The 15,528-nt window shown below is 72.9% G+C and carries 21 protein-coding genes; 14 read left to right on the forward strand and 7 right to left on the reverse strand.

Translation table 11 applies throughout. The features are described from left to right. Positions 1–89 precede the first annotated feature (89 nt). Both ABTY40_RS16060 and ABTY40_RS16065 read right to left on the reverse strand, forming a co-directional pair. Positions 90–764: an adenosylcobinamide amidohydrolase gene (locus ABTY40_RS16060; protein WP_502990591.1), complete on the reverse strand. Its 675-nt coding sequence runs from the start codon at positions 762–764 to the stop codon at positions 90–92. Between the two features lie 120 nt (positions 765–884). After that, the gene (locus tag ABTY40_RS16065; RefSeq protein ID WP_352060054.1) at positions 885–1,889 is read right to left on the reverse strand and encodes a helix-turn-helix domain-containing protein; all 1,005 of its coding nucleotides are present in this window, start codon (positions 1,887–1,889) and stop codon (positions 885–887) included. A 205-nt stretch (positions 1,890–2,094) separates the two neighbouring features. On the opposite strand from ABTY40_RS16065, the gene ABTY40_RS16070 reads away from it, so the two are divergent. Next, the gene (locus ABTY40_RS16070; RefSeq protein WP_352060055.1) at positions 2,095–2,496 is read left to right on the forward strand and encodes a hypothetical protein; all 402 of its coding nucleotides are present in this window, start codon (positions 2,095–2,097) and stop codon (positions 2,494–2,496) included. 152 nt (positions 2,497–2,648) lie between these two features. Here ABTY40_RS16070 and ABTY40_RS16075 read toward each other — a convergent pair whose 3' ends face one another. Beyond that, a complete protein-coding gene (locus ABTY40_RS16075; RefSeq protein WP_352060056.1) occupies positions 2,649–3,182 on the reverse strand; it encodes a DUF7822 domain-containing protein in 534 nt (177 codons plus the stop codon). Between the two features lie 156 nt (positions 3,183–3,338). Here ABTY40_RS16075 and ABTY40_RS16080 point away from each other — a divergent pair, with 156 nt between their 5' ends. From ABTY40_RS16080 to ABTY40_RS16095, 4 genes are all read left to right on the forward strand, one after another. Then, on the forward strand, positions 3,339–3,527 hold the full coding sequence (locus tag ABTY40_RS16080; protein ID WP_352060057.1) for a hypothetical protein: 189 nt from the start codon (positions 3,339–3,341) through the stop codon (positions 3,525–3,527). A 218-nt stretch (positions 3,528–3,745) separates the two neighbouring features. Then, positions 3,746–3,892 (forward strand): hypothetical protein, encoded by a 147-nt coding sequence (locus tag ABTY40_RS16085; RefSeq protein WP_345278067.1) that lies wholly within the window; start codon positions 3,746–3,748, stop codon positions 3,890–3,892. A gap of 30 nt (positions 3,893–3,922) precedes the next feature. Further along, positions 3,923–4,330, forward strand: coding sequence for a DUF3662 domain-containing protein (locus tag ABTY40_RS16090; RefSeq protein WP_352060058.1), 408 nt, complete (start codon positions 3,923–3,925; stop codon positions 4,328–4,330). Positions 4,331–4,518: 188 nt separating this feature from the next. Then, the gene (locus ABTY40_RS16095; protein WP_352060059.1) at positions 4,519–5,013 is read left to right on the forward strand and encodes a MarR family winged helix-turn-helix transcriptional regulator; all 495 of its coding nucleotides are present in this window, start codon (positions 4,519–4,521) and stop codon (positions 5,011–5,013) included. Positions 5,014–5,067: 54 nt separating this feature from the next. On the opposite strand, the gene ABTY40_RS16100 is transcribed toward ABTY40_RS16095, so the two are convergent. Continuing rightward, on the reverse strand, positions 5,068–6,129 hold the full coding sequence (locus tag ABTY40_RS16100; RefSeq protein ID WP_352060060.1) for an alpha/beta hydrolase family protein: 1,062 nt from the start codon (positions 6,127–6,129) through the stop codon (positions 5,068–5,070). A 173-nt stretch (positions 6,130–6,302) separates the two neighbouring features. On the opposite strand from ABTY40_RS16100, the gene ABTY40_RS16105 reads away from it, so the two are divergent. The 3 genes from ABTY40_RS16105 (at position 6,303) to ABTY40_RS16120 (ending at position 8,530) form a co-directional block, all read left to right on the forward strand. Then, positions 6,303–6,914 (forward strand): GNAT family N-acetyltransferase, encoded by a 612-nt coding sequence (locus ABTY40_RS16105; protein ID WP_352060061.1) that lies wholly within the window; start codon positions 6,303–6,305, stop codon positions 6,912–6,914. Further along, complete coding sequence (locus ABTY40_RS16110) at positions 6,911–7,843, forward strand: PaaX family transcriptional regulator C-terminal domain-containing protein (protein WP_352060062.1); 933 nt, start codon at positions 6,911–6,913, stop codon at positions 7,841–7,843. The genes ABTY40_RS16105 and ABTY40_RS16110 overlap by 4 nt, the downstream gene beginning before the upstream one ends. A gap of 261 nt (positions 7,844–8,104) precedes the next feature. Beyond that, on the forward strand, positions 8,105–8,530 hold the full coding sequence (locus tag ABTY40_RS16120; RefSeq protein ID WP_502990592.1) for a hypothetical protein: 426 nt from the start codon (positions 8,105–8,107) through the stop codon (positions 8,528–8,530). 245 nt (positions 8,531–8,775) lie between these two features. On the opposite strand, the gene ABTY40_RS16125 is transcribed toward ABTY40_RS16120, so the two are convergent. Continuing rightward, on the reverse strand, positions 8,776–9,516 hold the full coding sequence (locus ABTY40_RS16125; protein ID WP_352060063.1) for a class I SAM-dependent DNA methyltransferase: 741 nt from the start codon (positions 9,514–9,516) through the stop codon (positions 8,776–8,778). A gap of 491 nt (positions 9,517–10,007) precedes the next feature. Between ABTY40_RS16125 and ABTY40_RS16130 the strand changes: the two genes are divergently transcribed. Continuing rightward, a complete protein-coding gene (locus ABTY40_RS16130; protein WP_352060064.1) occupies positions 10,008–10,304 on the forward strand; it encodes a hypothetical protein in 297 nt (98 codons plus the stop codon). 170 nt (positions 10,305–10,474) lie between these two features. Here ABTY40_RS16130 and ABTY40_RS16135 read toward each other — a convergent pair whose 3' ends face one another. After that, positions 10,475–11,302, reverse strand: a complete 828-nt coding sequence (locus tag ABTY40_RS16135) for an NAD(P)H-binding protein (protein ID WP_352060065.1) — start codon at positions 11,300–11,302, stop codon at positions 10,475–10,477. 91 nt (positions 11,303–11,393) lie between these two features. Here ABTY40_RS16135 and ABTY40_RS16140 point away from each other — a divergent pair, with 91 nt between their 5' ends. From ABTY40_RS16140 to ABTY40_RS16160, 5 genes are all read left to right on the forward strand, one after another. Next, entirely contained in the window at positions 11,394–11,798 is a 405-nt protein-coding gene (locus ABTY40_RS16140) for a winged helix-turn-helix transcriptional regulator (protein ID WP_352060066.1), read from the forward strand. Positions 11,799–12,150: 352 nt separating this feature from the next. Continuing rightward, positions 12,151–12,954, forward strand: a complete 804-nt coding sequence (locus tag ABTY40_RS16145) for an alpha/beta fold hydrolase (RefSeq protein WP_352060067.1) — start codon at positions 12,151–12,153, stop codon at positions 12,952–12,954. Then, positions 12,954–14,249: a PP2C family protein-serine/threonine phosphatase gene (locus ABTY40_RS16150; protein WP_352060068.1), complete on the forward strand. Its 1,296-nt coding sequence runs from the start codon at positions 12,954–12,956 to the stop codon at positions 14,247–14,249. Before ABTY40_RS16145 ends, ABTY40_RS16150 begins: the two co-directional genes overlap by 1 nt. Further along, complete coding sequence (locus ABTY40_RS16155; RefSeq protein WP_352060069.1) at positions 14,246–14,584, forward strand: STAS domain-containing protein; 339 nt, start codon at positions 14,246–14,248, stop codon at positions 14,582–14,584. The genes ABTY40_RS16150 and ABTY40_RS16155 overlap by 4 nt, the downstream gene beginning before the upstream one ends. A gap of 145 nt (positions 14,585–14,729) precedes the next feature. Continuing rightward, a complete protein-coding gene (locus tag ABTY40_RS16160) occupies positions 14,730–14,957 on the forward strand; it encodes a hypothetical protein (RefSeq protein ID WP_352060070.1) in 228 nt (75 codons plus the stop codon). 264 nt (positions 14,958–15,221) lie between these two features. Here the strand turns inward: ABTY40_RS16160 and ABTY40_RS16165 are convergent, their stop codons facing one another. Further along, the gene (locus tag ABTY40_RS16165; protein WP_352060071.1) at positions 15,222–15,347 is read right to left on the reverse strand and encodes a hypothetical protein; all 126 of its coding nucleotides are present in this window, start codon (positions 15,345–15,347) and stop codon (positions 15,222–15,224) included. Between the last annotated feature and the right edge of the window lie 181 nt (positions 15,348–15,528).

Genomic DNA, 15,528 nt, shown 5'->3' on the forward strand with positions numbered 1-15,528 from the left:
GGAGGGGGCCGCCCAGGGGACGCGCGGCGGCACACGGCGAGGGGCGACGGTACGATCCGGCCCGGGCGCTCCCGCGCGGTGCGGTCGCGTCAGGCTCGGGCCGCGGCGCGCACGGCCTGGTGGACGGCGCGAGCCACACGCGCGCCCCACAGGGAGCGGGGACCGGCGAACGCGTGGACCTCGTCGCCCCCTTCCGCGGTGCGGGCGGCGACGCACACCGCGTCCGTGGGAGTACCGGAGCAGTCGTACCCCTCGTCGAGCAGGGCCTGCACCTTCGCTTCGGTGGCGGTGGCCACGGCGTTGACCAGGGCGGAGTCGGTCAGTGCCACCGGCAGCGCCACCACGATGTTGACCGTCCCGGGTGCCACCGCCGGAACACCGCCCTCCTGTGGGGCAGCGGCCCAGCCCCGTACCCCGAGTCCCGCCGTGGCCACGGCCTCCACGCCGCCGTCGCACGCGTGACCGTACGCCCGCACATCGGCGGCCGTCATCAGCCCGACCCCCGGACCACCGACGCCGTACTCCCCTGCCAGATCGGCGAGATGCCGGTGCGGGTCGGTACGCCGATAACCGTGCGCCACCTGCGCGTTGAGGACCCAGGAGCGTTCCCCGATCCCTCCGCCGAGCACGGCGCTGCTGATCATCCGCCACCCTTCACCGGCTTGCCACAGCAGGCTGTGCAGCCGTTCACCGTCCTCGACGCGGGCGAGGTGCCGCACGGGCAGAAGGGCGGCGGGGGAACGGGGCGGCGGAACGATGCTCACCGGCTGATCGTACGTGCTCCCTGCGGTTCCCTCCGGACGATTCGTGCTGGTCATCGGGGTGGTGACGAGGGCGTGCCTCCCGGGGGTGACGCACCTTTGGTGCAGGGCCTGCTCGGGCGCTCACCTCGTCGCGTCCGGGCGCACCTGGTCGGTGGTGGCGCGGGGGAGTCGGGCGGCGCGGTACTCGGTGGGGGTGAGGCCGGTGACGTCGCGGAAGAGGCGGGTGAAGGCGCCGGGCCGGGGGAAGCCCCACCGGGCGGCGATGCCGTGGACGGGCACGGCCCGCAGGGCGGGATCGGCGAGGTCCCGGCGGCAGCGGTCCAGCCGATGCCGCCGGATGAACGCGGCGACGGTGGTGCCGTGCTGCTGGAAGACGCGGTGCAGGTGCCGGGTGGAGATGTGGTGGGCCGCCGCCAGGCGGGCCGGCCCGAGGTCCGGTTCGGCCAGACGCTGTTGGACGTACGCGCTCATCTGCAGGAACAGGACGCGGCGTCGGGAGTCCGGCGGCAGGTCACGGTCGCCTTCGAGGTGGTGCGCCAGCGCCGCCGCCACCAGGTCGATCGCGGTGCCCGCCAGCCGCACCAGGTCGGGGGCGCTGTACGGCACCTCCTCCTCGGCCATCGTCCGCAGGAACTGGGCGAGCAGGCGCCCCGTGCCGTGCCCGCCTTCGAGCGGCACGGCGAGCAGCCGTGTGGCCTGCCGCTCGGGCAGGGGCAGCAGCTTCCGGGGAAACTGCAGCATCAGGGATTCGCTCCGCGGCGACGACGCGGGCACCATCCCCTCGAAGGGGTGGGAGGTGTCGTGCAGCACGAGGTTCCCGGCCGTGACGAGGCTGCGCCGACCGGCTTGGTCGAAGCCGTGCCGCCCCGCCTCGATGAGGGTCACCTGGTAGTACTCGGGATCGGACCGCCTGATCAGTGCGGGGGTACGGCGAGCGCGCAGAGCCGCGTAGGACAGCGCGGTGAGCCGGGCCGATCCCAGATCCATGGTCTGTAGGCGCGCCCCGAACGTGCTTTCGTCGGGAAAGGTGAGCCGGGTCGGAATCACCGATGCCGCCGTGGCCTCGACCCAGGCCTGGGCCCGCTCGCCGTGCGGGTGCGCGTCGCTGTCGAACACCGTGTCCATGTGCGTACCAGCCTCGTGTCGGATGCACCGAACTCCCCTCCCCGATCATTCCGTTGACCGTCCCGTGGTCGAAAGGGCGCTGTGAGCCAACAACGTGGCGCCCAGGGGTAAGGACGTCCCCCGGGGAATCGGGAAGCCTGGGTGGCGTTCCCGGTGCGGCGAAGGGGCCGCACCGCAGGGGTCTCGTGGACTGAGGGAGAAGATGATGAGGCGTACCACCCACCGTGCCCGGTTCCGTCGCACCGCCGTTCTGACGGGAGCCCTGCTCGCCATGACCGCGTCCGTCGGCACCGTCCAGGCCACCGGGACGGCGACCGGGCAGCAGGGCTCGGGCGCGCGCGTCATGGCAGCGCCCGGCGACTGCCCTAAGTACTACTTCTGCGGCTACGCGGGCAGGAACTACACGCACCTGGCCTTCAAGTTCAAGGACTGCTATCTGCAGCAGATCGCCGCCAGGACCGGCGGTTCCTGGTACAACAACCAGTCCACCGGCACGAAGGCCAAGATGTACAACGCCGGCAAGCAGCTCGTGTACACGACCCCCGGTGCCCCCTACGGCGACCCGAACGGTGACTGGACCAACATCCGCTACATCCGCGCCTGCTGAACCTCACGGCCGCGCCCCGACGGTCCTGAACGGCGCCGCCGCGGGTGAGGCCGGCTCCCGGCCTCACCCGCGAGCGGGCGGGTGTCGCGGACGGTACGGATGAGACCGGGACCGCCCTGCACGGCGTCCGCCGCACCGCGTCCACCGCGCCGTCAGGCCGGGAAGGAGAAGTAGAGCGCCTCGCTGTAGAAGGACGCGAAGTGTCTCTGCCAGTCGGCCCGGACCGAGGCCAGCCAGGCGTCGTTCCGCCCGGCGATCGCCGCCTCGGCCTCGGCGACGGCCTCGGGGACGTCCTCGGACGCCAGGCGCCGCACGCTCGCTGCCGGGTCGTCGTCCGTCATCGAGACGATCTCCCCGGTCTCGAGCACGAAGTACCGCGCCTGCTGCTGCTTGAGGTGGGCCGTGGTCCTGGCCACGCACGCGGCGAACTCGGCGTCGTCCTCCAGGCCCTTGCCGACCGCGCCCAGGAGGTCGCGCAGCAGGGCCGCCCCGCCCGCGTAATCCGCGGCGATGCCGATCGGAGGGTTCCAGATCATGGACGGGACGACCGTCGTTCCGCGCCCTGCCATGAGCTTGTGCGCGAGGGGGATGTCCCAGTTGTGCTCGGATATGCAACGGATCCGCCCGGGGTTCTCGGTCTCGGTCGGAATCGAGTCCGCGGAGTAAAGATACGAACGGTTTGCCATGGTGGCGAAGCTAGCACCGGGGTCCGACAACGCCGTCGCCGTCCTGGGACCGACAGGGGCGCAGTTCCCGGTGGTGGGCTTCTGGTTCACTGTTCACGGTTCACTGGGGACGGGGCGCCCATCGGGGCGCCTGCCGGTGTGGCCGGGGGGAGGGGCATGTCCGGGAACGTCGCCGACGGCGACGAGATCGAAGGGCTTCGCGAGGCGATCGACCGGAGCCGACGGGCCGAGCGCGTGGGCTGGGCGGCCATCGCCGTCGTCGTGGCTCTGGGGGTCGGGGCGGTCCTCGCCGTCCTCGCGGGGGTGCTGCTGTTCGCCGTCATGGCGGTCGGCGTGATCGACTGAACCGAACGGTGAGCAGGACGGCCTGTCCACCGCCTCCCTTCGGAGGTGAGGGTTCCGCCCCTGCCGGGCCGCTCCCACCGCCTCACGCTCACCGCCCGGCTCGGCGGCCCCGTACCGGCGTCTCCTCGAAATTCCGCCGCCGTGCGTCCGCGTGCCGCGCGCATCGTTGCGGCGGGACCGGGTACGCGGTCCGTACACACGACCCGAGGGAGGACGACGTGTCCGGACTGATCAGGCGTCTCAAGCAGTTCACCCGCACTCCGCAGGGGCAGCGGGCCGTCGCGTCGGCCCGCCGTGCCGCTGCCGACCCGCGCACGCGTGCCCAGGCCCGCAGGCTCCTGGGCCGGCTGCGGGGACGCCGGTAACGGCGCGGCCGAGCGGAGGCGGGCACACGTATGACCTGGACGGAGCTGACCCGTTGGGAACAGACCTTGGAGCGGTGGCAGCGTGCTCTTTTCTCCGGGGGCCATGACGGTCGATCCGTGGAGTTGATCGACGCGCTGCGGCACGCGTGCGACCGGGAGGCCGTGGTGTGCAGCGAGAACCGCGTGGTCGTGCCGAACGCCTACGAAGTGGAGCTGGCGGCGGACGTGCACGCCGAGCTCGTGCGGTCGGGCTGCGGCGACGTGGGCGAGATGCTGACGGACGCCCTGGCCCGCCACGGCCGGCAGAAGGACTACGAATGGGCGGGGCCGCTGACCGTCCGGATCACCCCCACGGACCTGCCCGCCGGTGAACCGTATCGGGTGTCCAGCGGCCCCATGCCCCACGTACGCGCGGACGCGTTCCCGGGCGAGGGCTGACACGGCGCCCTCGGAACGTCCTCCCGGCCCGACCGGAACCCGGACGGGCTCGGGACGACGGCGCTCGCCCGTCGGCGGAGCTCCGGTCGCCTGATCCGGGGGACGCGGTCGGCACGACGCCCCCGCCCGGTCGGCCGCCGGTCTCGCCCCTCTCCCCGTACCGGACACGCCCGTGTAGCGTCCTGATCATGAAACCGTCGAGCAGCAGCATCACCGACCAGGCGCCGGCCGATCCGGCCGCCACGGACGACATGCTGGCGAGCCAGCCCATCGGCTACTGGAGCGGGCTCGTCCACGAGGCCGTCACCCGCCGCCTGCGGGATGCCATGGCCCGCATCGATGTCACCCAGCCGCAGTACTGGGTGCTCAACCGGGTGTCCGCGGGACCCACGCCCCCCAGCCGGGAGGAGGTGGTCGAGCAGCTGACCCCGCTGGCGGACGGGCAGCACGAGGTCCCCCGGGTGATCGACCAGTTGCTCCACCGGGGCTGGCTACGGCTCGACGACGCCGGACAGGCCCTGCTACTCACCGACGCGGGGGAGGCCGCCAGGCTCCGGCTGCGCGAGCTGGCCACGCAGCTCCGCGCGGAGATCCACCGGGGCGTCAGCGACGAGGAGTACGTGGCCGCGCTCAAGGTGCTGCGCACGATGATCGCCAACGCCGGGGCAGGCGGGAGTTCCTGAGCCCGGCCCGAGGCGTCCCGGGAGGAGGCGCGGTCGCCTCCTCCCCGGCGGTGCTCACTCCAGCTTCCCGCCGGCGGTGACCCGCCGCAGGAACGCGCCCTGGTCGGCGAGGAATCCGTCGGCGTACAGCTGCCGTGGGGCGAGGAGGGCGGTCAGGGTCAGGCGGGGCTCGGAGGTCTCGACGCCGTGGTCGAGCAGGGAGTGAGTGGCCTGCGGGTAGTGCCGCACCGTCAGGCTGGAGGGCGGGAGGATGCGGCGGTACGTCGCCTCCGTGTCGGCGACGTCGACGTTGAGGTCGTGTCCGGCCAGCACCAGGAGCGTGGGTGTGCCGCGCATGGCCCGAAGGTCCCCGCTCGCGTGGGAGCGGAAGTTTTTGGCGATGAACCGCCAGCGCGCGGCCGTCATGCCGTCGGTGTGGCCGACGGCGCCGCGGTACTCCTCGAAGGTGGCGCCCTGCCGCAGCAGACGCAGGGTCGTCTCCCTCCGTCGCAGCGCGGCCTGGGTCTCGTCCTGAGTGGCACCGTCCTCGCGCAGTTCGGCGAGAAGGTTGTAACGCCCCTGCTGTTGCCAGTCGACAGCGGGGGAGACGGCGATGACGAACCGTAGAGCGCGATCGCGAGCCGCGACCTTGGGCAGCACCCATCCGGCCTGGCTGGCGCCCCACAGGCCGATCCGTCGGCCGTCGATGTCGGGACGGGACCGGGCCCAGTCGATCGCGGCGAGGGTCTCGTCCGCGCGGTCGTCCATGCTCTGGTCCAGCCAGTTCCCCTCGGAGGCGCCGACTCCGGGTTTGCTCAGGGAGAGGGAGGCGTAACCGGCCCGGGCGAAGGACTCCCAGAGAGGGCGGTAGAAGGTGTCGTGCGTGGCGTCGACGGGCCCGTCGCCGTGGACGAACACGACGAGTCCGAAGGGGCCTTCGCCGCTCCGCGGCCGGGCCAGGACCCCGTCCAGCACTCGCCCGTCGTGCCGTACGGCGACGTGCTCCTCGCGCAACGCGTACGTGTTCTGCAGCACCACGACCCCACCGAGGCCCAGGCCCGCCAACAGCACGGTGACCAGCGACCACACGAGGACGCGCCACCGGCGCCGCGCGGGCGCCGCCGACCGTCGGCTCATACTTCCCCCCGGAAATCCCGAAAACCTATCGCTATTGAAACGTTCGTGCTTAGAATGAACGTATGGGAAGTGATAGCGCAAGCGGAGGGTGGCCCGGCCCCCCGCACCGAGGGACGCCGAGGCAGCCGAGTGACACCCCCGCGGGGGGACGGCGACCGGAGGGCACGAATGCCGTGACGATCCGCAGGGGCGTGCCCGAGGGGAGTGAGTCGCGGGTGGCCGCGCTGTACTGGGAGGCGTTCGGCCGGATGCTGGGCGCCGCTCTGAACCCACCGGACAAGGCCCGCGCCTTCCTCGCCGCTCATCTCCACCACGACCGCGGCGTGGTCGCCCTCGTCGACGGTGAGGTGGCGGGGGTGGCCGGCTACCAGCTCGAAGGGCGCGGCCTGACGGGCGGCGGCGCGGGCGACTTCCTGACCTCGTACGGCATCCTGCGCGGACTGCCCCGCCTGGCCCTGCTCGCCCTGCTGGAACGGCGGCCCGCAGAAGGCGAACTCGTGATGGACGGCATCGCCGTCGCCCCCGAGCACCGGGGGGCCGGCATCGGCAGTCTCCTGCTGCGCGGGATCGCCGGCGTGGCCGCCGACCACTCCTGTCGGCGTGTCCGCCTCGACGTCATCGACGCCAACCCCCGCGCCCGCGCCCTGTACGAACGCCACGGCTTCGCCGCCGTACGCACCGAGAAGACGCCCTACCTGCGCGAGCTGATGGGATTCGGCGCTGTCACGACCATGCGCCGGCCCGTCGCACCGGTCGATTCCGCACACCACCCGGAGGCGCGATGAGCACCCCCCACGACCTCCTCACCGGCGAGCGGTCCGACGCGCTCGACGCCACCCCCGTGACCGTCCCCACCCGGCTGCTCGTCCACGCCCTCGTCCGGGAGGACGGCACCGTCGACGCCGGTGAACTCTACGCCGTGGCCGGTCTCCTCGGCATGACCGACCAGCAGGTCCGCCTCTGCGTCAAACGCCTCGTCGCAGAGGGCCGCTTCACCCACGAAGGCCGCGGACGCAAGGCCGTGCTGAGGGCGGTCGCCGACGTCACCGGCTCGATCACCCCTGATGTCGCGTACGTCCGCCACGCCTACCGCCAGGACCAGGGGCTCGCCGCCTGGGACGGGACGTGGCACTTGTTCGCCTTCGCCATCCCGGAGGCGAACAGGACCTCCCGCGACGCGCTGCGCGACACCTTGCGCCATCTCGGTGCCGCTCCCGTCCAGAGCGGGCTCTACGTCAGTGCCAACCCCGTCGAAGACCTCGTCGAAGCCCGGGCCCGCCACCTCGGCGTCACCCACGCGATCACGACCTTCACCACCACCGACCTGTGCGTCGGGGGCATCGGTGACCCACCCGCCCTGGCCGCCGCCCTGTGGCCCCTGAACGACATCGCCGCCCGCCACGAACGCCTCGCCGGCTTCGCTCGGACCTGCCTGGAACGGCTCGCCCGGCCGGGCGGCCTCACCGGGCCCGAGCGGTTGACCATGGCCGTCCGGCTCGCCGCCGCCTTCACCGACGCCATGGAGCCGGATCCCCTCCTGCCCCCCGAACTCCTCCCGCGCCCGTGGCCGGGGACCCGTGCCCGCCGGATCACCGCCGCCTGCTGGACCGCGCTCGCCGAGGCCGACGCACATGCCCCTGCCGGCACCCCCGTCCCCCGCCTGTTCGCCCAGTACGACGACCTCCTCGCCTCGACCCCCGAACGCCGCACCTGAAGACACGACCGGCCCGGCCGGCCCGGGGTGACCGCGGTCAGCGGCACCCCGGGCCCACCGCTCAGACGCCTGTCCCGTCCGCCGAGGCTCCGGAGGCGATGCCGAAGGCGGGCTCGGGCACGGCTTCGGGGGACAGCAGCGTGGACGACTCGCCGTCCACGCCGATCGGGAGGTCACCGACTGGAGCGCAACCGCTCGTCGCGGCTTGTCTTCCCGCGCTCCTTCACCGTCGACGTCCAGCTCGACGAACCCGGTGAGGGCGTGCTCGTCTCCCACGGCGACCAGGGCGGCGGCTACAGCCTGTACGTCGAGGACGGCCGGCCGACCTTCGCCTACAACGAGTACGGACGCCTCCACGAGACCGACGCAGGCCCCCTGGCACCGGGCCCGCACGCGATCACCCTCGCCGCGACCGCCGAGGAGGGACTGCGCCGGCGCTTCACCGGCACGGTGGACGGCGAGGCCGCTCCCCGCAGCGTGCGCCAGCTCATCGGGATGGCCCCGTTCCAGGGCCTCAGCGTCGGCGTCGACCGCAAGTCCCCGGTCTCCCGGCCGCTGTACGAGCGCCGGCGCTCCTTCCGCCACACCGGCGGCATCCGCTCCGTCACCTACCGGCCGGGCCCGCCCGGCCCCGACGCCCCGTCGGTGGTGGCCGCCGCGCTGAAGGAAGCGGCGGCGTTCGAGTAGCCCGTGAGGAGGGAGCGGCGGCGGGGGCCGAACACGCGCCGAACACCCCATGACTTCGGACTCCACGCGCTTTGCGCACGGATCGTCCCCGGTCGGTGGAGACCGACGCGGAAGCTTACGGCCAGGCGGCGCCGCGGTCACGGTCGCGGCGAGCCGACTGCGGTTCGGGCCATGACCACCGCGCCCTCGCCGAGAAACGCGGCTGACGGCAGGCGGGGCCGAAGCCGACAGCCTGGTGGCAGGACTCAGGCCGGCTTGCGCCACACGGAGATGTGCTTCGCGGAGTCCTGGGTGAACGCGGACCCGTCCCAGTCCGCGACGCGTCGTTCCCGCTCGAGTCCGGCGATCCTCGCCATCAGGTCGAGTTCCGCCGGCCAGGCGTACCGGTGCCGGGAGTTCTCGCGGCGGTAGCGGCCGTCGTCGCCGTCGCGGGTGAAGTGGTGCGAGACGAGCATCTGCTCGACGAGGTCGAAGGTGTCGAAGCCGAGATGCTGCTGAGAGACGTCGAACGGCACCGCGACCTGGCCGGGCGGCAGGAGCCGCAGCGGCGGCACACCCAGCTCGATGACGAACCGGCCGCCGGGCTCCAGATGCCGTGCGGCGTTGCGGAAGCACTCGACCTGCTCGTCCTGCGTGAGCAGGTTCGTGATGGTGTTGTAGACGAGGTAGACCAGGGTGAACCGGCCGGGGACGACGGTGGTGGCCATGTCCCCGATGACCACCGGGAGGCTGTCCTCGTCGATCTTGCGCCGCAGCACCGCGGCCATGTGCTCGGAGAGTTCGATGCCCACGACCGGCACGCCGCGTTCCCGCAGCGGGACGCCCACGCGTCCGGTTCCGATGGCGAACTCCAGCGCCCGGCCGTCCCCGGCGAGCTCGGCGAGGAAGGCGAGGGTCGGTCCGAGAACGGCGGCCGAGGACGCTTCGGCCTCCTCGGCGTCGTAGCGGTCGGCGGTCGCGCGGGTCCACAGTTCACTGCTCGTCACGGGTGGCCACTGTGCCGGGTGCCGGAGGGCGCTGTCGACATATTTGAGCTCTCCGCGGCTCGGCGCGCACCGCGCACGACTCGTTGTCGCCCTGCCCGAGCCTCGAGCCGAACCGCCCCGCACCCCGGATCATCGGTCCCGGAGTCTCCCGGCTGCGAGACGGGTCCTGGTGGTCGTCCACCGCGGGACCGTCCGAGGACACGGTCGTCCGGCCCGCCGGCCGGGGGCCCCGGCGAACACGCGACGGCAGTCCACCGGCAACCCCCGCTCTCCCGGCCCGGACACCGCCTCGTCATCCAGCCCCAGGCGCCCAAGAGCACCCGCGTCATAAGGCAGCCGCAGCACCCGCGTCCTCCACCGCTCGATCCGTTCACCTGGCCGGATCTTCCCCGACCGGGAAGGGCGGCCCTGAGGTCAGGGCCTCAGCCCCCGGCGGCCCCGGCCCCGCCGGTGACGGCCCGGTTGTCGGTGGTGGCTGCGAGGCTGGTCGGATGAACGGTGACGAGCAGCTGCTGCGCGGCCGGGTCTACGGCCGCGACCACGACGACCCCGACCCGGGCCCGAAACCCGGACGGACCTACGCCGAACTCGTCGGCGGCCCGCTGGACGGCCTCCTGCTGGACATCCACGGCTGGCGCACCCAGGAGATCGACGACGGAGCCGCCCTGACCACCGAACTCGGCCGGTGGCCGGGCGGACGCGCCCTGTACGAGCCGCACCCGGGCGAGCCGCGCGGACGGGGCCCCGGCGTCAGCTGCCGCTTCCACTACGCCGGGGACACCCCCTGACCGATGTCCCTGACCGGTCCTGACCGGAGGGGCGCGGGTGCCTTCCCCGCACCGAGCGCTCCTCCCGGTCCGACCGGCCTCGACGCCCCGTACCGCAGGAGATCCGTGGCGGCGCTTCGCTCCGCCGGACCCGGCGACGACCGTCAGCGGCCGTCCCCGGTCGGCCGGGCTCAGGCGCCCGCGGCACCGTCGCGTACGGCCGCCACGAACACCTCCAGGGCGTCCAGCGGCTCCCGCCCGCCGAGCAACGCGCGCAGGTCGCTCTTGACGCCCGAACCGTCCAGGAAGCCGTGGGCGATCGCCGAGTACGTGCCGACCAGCATCGGCACCTGGAAGGCCTGCGCCCCGGAGGCGGCGACGGCGGTACGGGCCTCAGCCAGCGTCACCGGCGCATACGTGGCACCCAGCGCCTCCGCCAGCTCGACGCCGCCCAGCGGGCGGTCGCCGACGAGCTCGTAGACGCGGCCCGCGTGCGGCGCCGGGTCGGTGGCCACGGCGACCGCGATGTCGGCCAGGTCGGCCCGGGCGACGGCCGCGAGCCCGCCGTCACCGAGCGGACCGGTGATGCGGTTGTCGGCGTCGGGAGTGGCGATCCAGGTCAGGAACTCGGCGTAGAGGCCGTTGCGCAGAATCGTCCAGTCCAGGCTGGACCGCTGGAGCCGGCGCTCGGTCCAGCGGTGGGCGAGGGCGTACGTCAGGTGGTCGCCGTCACCGGAGAGGCTGGTGTACACCACGTGGCCGACCCCGGCGCGTTCGGCGGCGGAGAGGGCGGCCTCGTGGCGGGCGACGACGACGTCGTCCTCCCCGTACCCCGCCGATATCAGCAGCAGCGTGTCGATCCCGGCGAAGGCGTCCGGGAGGGTCGACGGGTCGTCGAAGTCGACGAGCCGGGTGCCGGGAAGGCCGGCGCGGGTGCCGAGGACGACGTCCCCGCGGCCGGCGACCCGCTCCGCGACGAGCGAGCCGAGGGCGCCGGAGACACCGGTGACGAGCAACATGTTTCCCCCTGGGAGCCGAGAATGGCGGTGCGGGCGAGGTGCCCGGGACCATCCTTGCGCCACGGGCGTGATCTTGGAAGGAGGCACATTGATGTCGGAAGGGCACACGGACGTAACCACCCCCGCGCCTGCCGAGCCGGTCGTCAGCTGCGCCGAGGAGTGCGGTGTACGGGACGTCCAGGACCGGCTCGGCGACAGGTGGACCGTGCACGTGGTCGTCGAACTGGCCGCGGGCCCACGGCGGTTCAAGGAGCTCCAGCGTCTGGTCGACGGTGTCTCGCAGCGCATGCTGACCTTCACGCTGCGCCGCCTGGAGCGGGACGGGCTGGTGTCGCGGCAGGTGTTCCCGACGACTCCGCCCCAGGTCGCGTACTCCCTCACGGAGACCGGGCACAGCATGACGCACCTGATCAAACAGCTGATCGACTGGTCCCTCGACCACCGTTCCACGATCGCCCGCTCCCGCGAGGACTGGGACGCGAGGCACCCGGCATGAGCGGCGCGGCCCCCGTCGAGGAGGCCGGCCGGCGAGGAATCGGCGCGGCGGAGGCGGGGGACGGCAGGGCCGTCGCCCGTGGTGCCCTGCGGGAGCGAGCCTCTTGATCTTCTCGGCCGATGCCCAGGAGTCTCCTCCCTCGGTCCGCCCCCCGGCGCACCCGATGCCGCGGCCCTACCGGAAAGGCGCGGCCCGGCGGCCCGGAGCCGGGGGAGTCCGGTCCAGGAGGCCTTCCGGCGGCCGCGCGTCGTGGTGAACGCGACGCGCGACGCCCCGGGTGTCCCGGTCGCGGCCGTGGGCCCGCTGCTCCCCGCCCGCTCGGGTTCCGCCGGTGACCTGCGAGACTGTCCTGATGGACATCGCTCGCAGGAACAACGTCACGGTCACCGGCAACCCTCGAGGTCGGACGGTGGTCCTGGCGCACGGGTTCGGCTGCGACCAGAACATGTGGCGCCTCACGGTGCCAGCCCTGGCCCGGGACCACCGGGTCGTCCTGTTCGACTACGTCGGCTCCGGCCGCTCGGAACTCTCCGCCTTCTCGGAGGATCGTTACGCCTCCCTCGACGGCTACGCGCGCGATGTCGTGGAAGTCTGCGCCGAGCTCGATCTCCGGGACGCCGTCCTCGTCGGGCATTCGGTCAGCGCGATGGTCGGCGTCCTGGCCGCCGACGCCGCACCGGAACGGATCGGCGCGCTGGTGATGGTCGCCCCGTCGCCGCGGTACATGGACGACGAGGGCTATCGCGGCGGCTTCAGCGCCGAGGACATCGACGAGCTCCTGGCGTCGCTGGAGGCGAACTACCTGGGATGGTCGTCGGCCATGGCCCCGCTCATCATGGGGAACCCGGAACGGCCCGAACTCGGTGCGGAGCTCACGAACAGTTTCTGCGCGACCGACCCCGACATCGCACGCGTCTTCGCCCGGACCACCTTCCTGTCCGATTCGCGGGACGATCTGCGCACCGTGCGGGTGCCGACGCTGGTGCTCGAGTGCGCCCAGGACGTGATCGCTCCCCGCGAGGTCGGCGCCTTCGTCCACCAGGCGATTCCCGGCTCCCGCCTGATCACCCTGAACGCCACCGGCCACTGCCCGCAGCTGTCCGCGCCCGAGGCGACCAACGAGGCCGTCCTGGACTTCCTCGCGAGCCTGCGGTGATGTGCCGCGCCGGGCAGGGCCACGACCCGAGCGACTCCGACGACGTGACCGCGGCCGACGCGGCGTTCGCCGCGCTCCTGGAGGACAGCGCCGAGGATCTGTACGAGGCCGCGCCGTGCGGGTACCTGTCCACGCTCATGGACGGCACCATCGCGAAGATCAACACCACGCTCCTGAACTGGCTCGGCCTGGACCGCGAGGCGGTCGTCGGCCGCATGCGGTTCACCGATCTGCTCACCGTCGGCGGCAAGCTCTACCACGAAACGCACTTCGCCCCGCTGCTGCGCATGCAGGGGGAGATCAACGGCATCGCGCTGGAGATCAAGCGGGCCGACGGGGAGCGGATACCGGTCCTCGTCTCCGCGGTGCTCAAGTACGGCGGCTCCGGTGACCCGCTGCTCATCCGCACCACGGTCTTCGACGCCCGCGACCGCCGCGCCTACGAGGAAGAACTGCTGCGCGGCAGGAAGGCGGCCGAGGAGGCGCGCAGACAGGCGGAGGCCGACCGGGCCCGCCTGCAGGACGCTCTCGCGGTGCTCCAGCGGTCGCTGGTCCCCGACAGCCTGCCACCCGTCCCGGGCATGGAGGCGGCGGCCTACTACCACACCGCCTCCCCCGACCGCCTCGGCGGCGACTTCTACGACGTCTTCCCCGTCGACGGCAAGCGCTTCGCCTTCTTCCTCGGCGACGTGTGCGGCAAGGGTCCCGAGGCCGCGGCGCTCACCTCGCTGACCCGCTACACCCTGCGCGCCGCGGCCCTGCACGACCCGGACCCCGTCTCCGCCCTGACCACGCTCAACAAGGTCCTCCACGAGCGTTACGCCGCCGGCGGCGACCCCCGCTACTGCACCACCATCTTCGGCACCCTCGACCCGGACCCCGACACCGGAGAGGTCGCCGTGCGGATCGCCTCGGGCGGGCACCCGCCGGCCCTCGTCCTGCGCGCGGACGGCACCGCCGACTACCTGCCCACGCCGGGCGGCCTCCTCGTCGGTGTCCTGCCGTCGGCCCAGTTCGCCACCGCCACGACCACCCTCGCCCCCGGTGAAACCCTCCTCCTCTACACCGACGGTCTCACCGAGGCACGTACGGGAGCGGACCGCTCCAGTCTGTTCGGGGACGACGCCCTCCTTGCGTTCGCCGCGCAGCACGCCGGAAAATCGCCCCACGCCGTGATCCAGGCGCTGTCCGGCCTCCTGGACAGCTTCGGCGACGGTCTCGACGACGACACCGCCCTCCTCGCCCTGGGATCCCCCGACCCGTCCTCCGACCGAACCCCGACGAGAACCCCATGAGCCCGCTGAAGATCACCACCCGAGACGCCATGGCCGGCCCCGTCCTGGAAATCACCGGCGACCTCGACTACGCCCTCGCACCCCGGCTGCGCGAGCGACTCACCACCCTCACCCTCCGCCCCGGCCAACGGCTGATCCTCGACCTGGCCGGCATGACCTTCTGCGACTCCAGCGGCCTGACCGCCCTGATCGCGGCCCGCGCCCAGGCCCACGCGGCCCAGGCGGACATCGCACTGGCCTCGGTCCCCGACGCCACCCTGCGGGTCCTGCGCATCGTCGGCCTCGATCAGGTCTTCACCCTCTACCCGGACAGCGACACCGCCGCTTCGGTATGACCGTCCCCGGAGGGAGGACCGGTTCGACCGTCTACGGAGCCCCGGGCGCGTCGGGCGTCGGCGAGGGCGACTGCATCCTTCGGCCTAGGGCGCTTTCGAACCTGCGGAGGACGATCCCGCGGCACCGCCGAGGGAGGGTTGATCCGTGCGCATCACCATCGGATACACCCTCGAAAGCATCGGCTACGTCGTAGGAGCCCAGGGGCTGATCAGCTTCGCCTCGCAGACATTCTTCGGCGCGGAATGGGGCTGGACGCACAAGGTCGTCGACCTCCCGTCCACCGCCTACCTCGCCCTCGTCGCCCTGGGCGCGGCGCTCGTCATCACCGGCATGAGGACACGGAAAGCCGCCGAGCGCCGGAAGGACGCCTGACCGCCGGCGGGCGACGCCACGGCCGGGCCCCACCGCCCGCTCGTACGATCCCGGCAGGACGACCGGCATGGCGCGTCGCCCCAGGCGTGGCGCTTCCAGCGGGTACTTCCGGGCGGTCGCCGGCGCCGTCGCCCCGGGACCGGAGCGCACCGGTCAGGGCCACGCCCTCCCTGACGGCTGAGGGTGGTTCACGGTCGCCCTGTCCGCCGAATTCGTCGTCGCCCACGTCGGCGTGATCCCCCTCACCGATAGGGCCGCCGGCCGTCACGCGGCGCCGGCCTCGGGCGCCTGCTTCAGTGCCGTCTCGTGCCTGCTCCCGGGCCGGCAGGCGCGGCCCTGGATCGCCGCCGCCGTCATGGCACTGATCGTCTCCGCACCGGTGTTCCCCATCCGGTGACGCGATCACCCCTCGCCGGAGGCCCGCGTAGCGCCGAGCCCCGAAGCACGCAGCAGCCGTCTGCCTGTCGGACCCACCCCCGAGGGGGTGTCTTGCCGATCTTGCCGGGCTCGCGGCGTCTGGCACCGCGCCGCGCCGCGTTGTCGTCGGTCGCCGATTCCCCCGTAGCCCTCC

Origin of the sequence: Streptomyces sp. NPDC126503 (assembly GCF_040302405.1) — a bacterium.
In the GTDB taxonomy this organism is placed as follows: domain Bacteria; phylum Actinomycetota; class Actinomycetes; order Streptomycetales; family Streptomycetaceae; genus Streptomyces; species Streptomyces gulbargensis.

Bases quoted from the DNA above. Each gene is read 5' to 3' on its own strand.
- ABTY40_RS16065 (WP_352060054.1), bottom strand. From the start codon at position 1,889: ATGGACACGGTGTTCGACAGCGACGCGCACCCGCACGGCGAGCGGGCC.
- ABTY40_RS16070 (WP_352060055.1), top strand. From the start codon at position 2,095: ATGAGGCGTACCACCCACCGTGCCCGGTTCCGTCGCACCGCCGTTCTG.
- ABTY40_RS16075 (WP_352060056.1), bottom strand. From the start codon at position 3,182: ATGGCAAACCGTTCGTATCTTTACTCCGCGGACTCGATTCCGACCGAG.
- ABTY40_RS16080 (WP_352060057.1), top strand. From the start codon at position 3,339: ATGTCCGGGAACGTCGCCGACGGCGACGAGATCGAAGGGCTTCGCGAG.
- ABTY40_RS16090 (WP_352060058.1), top strand. From the start codon at position 3,923: ATGACCTGGACGGAGCTGACCCGTTGGGAACAGACCTTGGAGCGGTGG.
- ABTY40_RS16095 (WP_352060059.1), top strand. From the start codon at position 4,519: ATGAAACCGTCGAGCAGCAGCATCACCGACCAGGCGCCGGCCGATCCG.
- ABTY40_RS16100 (WP_352060060.1), bottom strand. From the start codon at position 6,129: ATGAGCCGACGGTCGGCGGCGCCCGCGCGGCGCCGGTGGCGCGTCCTC.
- ABTY40_RS16110 (WP_352060062.1), top strand. From the start codon at position 6,911: ATGAGCACCCCCCACGACCTCCTCACCGGCGAGCGGTCCGACGCGCTC.
- ABTY40_RS16130 (WP_352060064.1), top strand. From the start codon at position 10,008: ATGAACGGTGACGAGCAGCTGCTGCGCGGCCGGGTCTACGGCCGCGAC.
- ABTY40_RS16135 (WP_352060065.1), bottom strand. From the start codon at position 11,302: ATGTTGCTCGTCACCGGTGTCTCCGGCGCCCTCGGCTCGCTCGTCGCG.
- ABTY40_RS16140 (WP_352060066.1), top strand. From the start codon at position 11,394: ATGTCGGAAGGGCACACGGACGTAACCACCCCCGCGCCTGCCGAGCCG.
- ABTY40_RS16145 (WP_352060067.1), top strand. From the start codon at position 12,151: ATGGACATCGCTCGCAGGAACAACGTCACGGTCACCGGCAACCCTCGA.
- ABTY40_RS16150 (WP_352060068.1), top strand. From the start codon at position 12,954: ATGTGCCGCGCCGGGCAGGGCCACGACCCGAGCGACTCCGACGACGTG.
- ABTY40_RS16155 (WP_352060069.1), top strand. From the start codon at position 14,246: ATGAGCCCGCTGAAGATCACCACCCGAGACGCCATGGCCGGCCCCGTC.
- ABTY40_RS16165 (WP_352060071.1), bottom strand. From the start codon at position 15,347: ATGGGGAACACCGGTGCGGAGACGATCAGTGCCATGACGGCGGCGGCG.